This is a genomic window from Silvanigrella sp., assembly GCF_044369315.1.
Taxonomy (GTDB): domain Bacteria; phylum Bdellovibrionota_B; class Oligoflexia; order Silvanigrellales; family Silvanigrellaceae; genus Silvanigrella.
This window is the reverse complement of record NZ_JBIPMD010000262.1, coordinates 1-4,302: the sequence shown is the minus strand read 5'-3', so window position 1 is coordinate 4,302 and position 4,302 is coordinate 1. Positions and strand designations below refer to the sequence as shown.

Here is a 4,302-nt window from a genome sequence, read left to right as displayed (position 1 = left end):
ATATTATTTATTTGTATATTGTTAGCAGTTCCTTTTGAAGACATATTAAAAGAGGTCATTTCCATTTTTTTACTATTATTTTTGCCTTCTTTTGTTGAAGAGCCGCAGCCAATTAAGGCAAATGCAGCAATTGAGCAAACTCCTATTTTTTTAAAAGACATTTTATCCCTCAAATGATTATGTGATATAATTAAATTAAAATTTTAAGTTCAACTAGCCTTTTTCATTTGTTTAAAAAATGATCAAGTTTAGGCTGAATATCTATTTTATATGTAATCGTCTTATTATATTGCTTTATTGTGACAATATGCTCGACGTTTTATTAATTTAGTATAAAATTTAGTATTTAGAAACTTAATTTAATATTTATTTTAATGCACAAGTTTTAAATAAACAATATCTAAAAAATTAAATTCATGCGATGTGATAAATATTTTTTAGATATTTTTTTCAATTCAAAATTAAATATAATTATTAAATTCGCTTTTATTTATTGCACATTGTGTTCTGGATTAAGTATTAAAATGCTTTATATATTGAAAATCATTATCATTATTGCAAAGAAGGCAATACTTATGTATTAAAATAAAGGTGATTCGTTTTGAATCTATTTTCATAGCTTATTTATTAAAAATTATAAAAATTTTTTCAAACATTTAAAATGAAATAGGAATTTACAGAATGCTTAAAAATAATGTACCAAGTGGTCCTATAGAAGATAAATGGAAAAAACATGTTTTTGAAAGTAAATTAATCAATCCGGCCAATCGAAAAAAATTTTCAGTAATTGTTGTTGGCACTGGATTAGGGGGCGCTTCCGCCGCCTCTACTTTAGCAGAAGCAGGTTATAAAGTTGATGCCTTTTGTCTCCAAGATACTCCTAGAAGGGCTCATTCTATTGCGGCACAAGGGGGAATAAATGCATGTAAAAATTATAAAAATGATGGTGATTCCACCTACCGATTTTTTTACGATACGGTAAAGGGCGGGGATTATCGCGCTAGGGAGGCCGGTGTTTATCGCTTAGCAGAATTATCAAATAAGGTTATTGATCACTGTGTTGCTGTTGGCGTTCCTTTTGCGCGAGAATATGGCGGATTATTAGACAATCGATCTTTTGGTGGCACACAAGTTGAAAGAACCTTTTATGCAAAAGGTCAAACTGGTCAGCAGCTGTTACTTGGAGCTTATCAAGGGATGATGCGTCAAGTATCAGAAAAAAATATTACAATGCATTCTCGCAAAGAAATGATCGATCTTATTGTTGTGGAAGGAAAAGCGCGCGGTATTGTTGTTCGCGATCTTTTAACAGGAGCAATAGAAACGTATTCTGCAGATGCTGTTGTTTTAGCAACGGGTGGTTATGCAAATTTATATTATCTTTCTACAAATGCAAAACCATCGAATGCAACCGCAATTTGGCGCGCTTATAAAAGAGGAGCGGGTTTTGCAAATCCATGTTTCACCCAAATCCACCCAACCTGTATTCCTATTGCGGGTGCAGAACAATCTAAGTTAACACTCATGTCAGAATCACTAAGAAATGATGGACGAATTTGGGTACCAAAACTCAAAAATGAGACAAGACTTCCAAATGAAATTCATGAAGAAGACAGAGATTATTTTTTAGAACGCTGTTACCCAAATTTTGGAAATTTAGTACCACGTGATGTTACTTCTCGCGCTGTTAAAAAAGTATGTGATGAAGGTTATGGTGTAGGAAGTTCTGGACTTGCTGTTTACTTAGATTTTAAAGATAAAGTAGCAAGCCAAGGAAATAAATTTTTAGAAGAAAAATACGGTAACTTATTTCAAATGTATGAAAAGATAGTAGGAGATAATCCTTATCATTCTCCTATGAAAATTTATCCTGCCATTCATTATACAATGGGAGGTCTTTGGGTTGATTATAATTTAATGTCTAATATCCCTGGCCTATTTGTATTAGGAGAAGCAAACTTTAGTGAACATGGTGCAAACCGTTTAGGAGCAAATGCTCTTTTGCAAGGACTGGTAGATGGCTACTTTATTTTACCAAGCACACTTGGTAATTATTTAGCAAATACTCATTTATCCCCTGTTCAAAATAATAAAGTAGAATTCTCAGAATCTATAGAAAGCAACAAAGAAAAAATTCAAAAATTAATAAAAATAAATGGAAATATTTTAGCAGACACCATTCATGACAAACTTGGAAAATTAATGTGGAATGCTTGCTCTATGTCGCGAAATAAAGAAAAGTTGCAATACACATTAAATGAAATTCCAAAAATTAAAGAAGAGTTTTGGAATCATTTAAAAATCCCAAAGTATGCTAATACATTAAATCAAGAATTAGAAAAGGCTTTGCGTGTTTCCGATTATATTGAACTTGCAGAGCTTATGTGCCGAGATGCCCTTGCGCGCGAAGAATCCTGCGGCAGCCATTTAAGAGAGGAATATCAAACTTCAAACGGCGATCCGCAAAGAAATGACAAAGACTTTAGCCATATTGCTTGTTGGAAATTTACTGAAGAAAATAAAGTACCAGAAAGGCTAATAGAACCTTTAGAATATGAATACTGCAAGCCAACTCAAAGAGATTACCGTTAAAAGAGAATTATTTTTTTTATCTGAAAAATAATACATATTTTTCAGATATATGAACAGAAAAAATAATTTTATAGTTAACTATTTAATAATAAAAATAATTTGTAAAAATTTAAATACCAGAATATAAATTTCAAGTTTTGAAATATTCATAAATTTTTATGAATATCATTTCTATTTTGTTCCATTTTAAAGAATATGTTATGAATATTAATCAAAAAAAATTATCTCACATGTTAGAAGTCTTTACTACTAAAATTCATGAAATTACATTAAATAATCCAAGTTTATTTCCCGCTTTATTTGCTGACCTAAATGCATTGAATGATCCGGAAACAGATAGGTTTAAAGAATGTTATGCTTACATGCTTGCGCAAATTGAAACAAATTTTATAGCAAAGGCAAATATTCAAAAAAATAGCAATCTTAGCAATTATTTAGAAGAATGGTTTCAGCCTCTTACTTCTTCTTTTGTCTTAAAAGCTGTTCCTCCTAATAATGGCCTTTTCAAAACAAATACATTAAATGAAAATACCTTATTTTACTTAAATGAAAATTCTGCTGATAATAAAATATTTTGTAATAATTTACCCATAGCATTGCAACCTATAGAAATTGTAAATTCCTATTTCGATAAAAAGGGTAAAAATTTTTCTGCTTTCTTAGAAGTTAAAGCAAGAGCAGATATTGAAAATTTAAATATATTAAAAATATACTTTGATTGTAATAAATTTAGTTATTTTTATAGATTTTTAGATGAACTGCTTCTGACCCAAAAAAAAATTAAAATAACATATTTAGACAAAACTTATGAATCAAGTGAAGATAGAAATATTTTGAAATATTCCTTTTCTAATATATTTGATTTATCTATACATAAAAATAATAATTATTCTTTTTACATTCATCAATTTGTGAATTATTTAAACAATTATTCATTTATTGATATTGATTTATCTATGTTTAAAATGAATTTAAAAGCAAATGAAACGATAACAATAGAAATCCCTTTGAGCAAAACGCTCCCTGAATTTCAAGATCTAAATCATTTTGCGCATTTAAATTGCTTTCCTGTAAAAAATGTATTTCGAAAACAAGGTGATCCGCTTTTTTTTAAAAAAGGGAAAAAAGGATATTTTACTTTAGATAGAGGTTCCAAAAAGAAATTTATTGGTATAGATCATATCCAGTTTTTTGATAGAAACCATAATGATGTCGAAATGAAAGAAGGTATAGATTATAAAATACATAAAAAATATATCGTTCAAGACAAAAAGCTAGATATCATATATTATTTAAAAATTAAAACAGCATTCGCCAATGATACGATTATCGTTCCTTATTTTAAATGCTCTAATTTGACAGAAGTTCATTCCATTCCTCTATATTCAAAATTTAGTATAAAAAATGATTCCTCTCTTAAATTTGAAAATATTACTTCAGCAAGTAAAACAACTTTTCATTTTGAAAATTTTAGCAATGAATTTTTTTATAATGATATATTTCAAATGAATGAAGCTATTATGAATTCAAAATTTTATATAAAGAAATTTTTTGATATTTTAGAAAAATTTTCAAGCACTTCTTCAAATTATAAAGGGATTATGCCTAAAATAATTGAACAGGTTTGATCCTCCCCTAAGAAAGTAGACACCCAGATCCGAAAAAAACTTATAGGAAAGAGGTGTTGAAATGGTGTTAACCAAAAGAAGG

2 protein-coding genes are annotated in these 4,302 nt (G+C 28.8%); both read left to right on the top strand.

Features of this window, described 5'->3' with window-relative positions; translation table 11 throughout:
* The first annotated feature begins 681 nt into the window (after positions 1 to 681).
* A complete protein-coding gene (locus ACIQ56_RS15000) occupies positions 682 to 2,592 on the top strand; it encodes a fumarate reductase/succinate dehydrogenase flavoprotein subunit (protein WP_397601854.1) in 1,911 nt (636 codons plus the stop codon).
* A gap of 200 nt (positions 2,593 to 2,792) precedes the next feature.
* Entirely contained in the window at positions 2,793 to 4,220 is a 1,428-nt protein-coding gene (locus tag ACIQ56_RS14995; protein WP_397601853.1) for a hypothetical protein, read from the top strand.
* Positions 4,221 to 4,302: the final 82 nt, after the last annotated feature.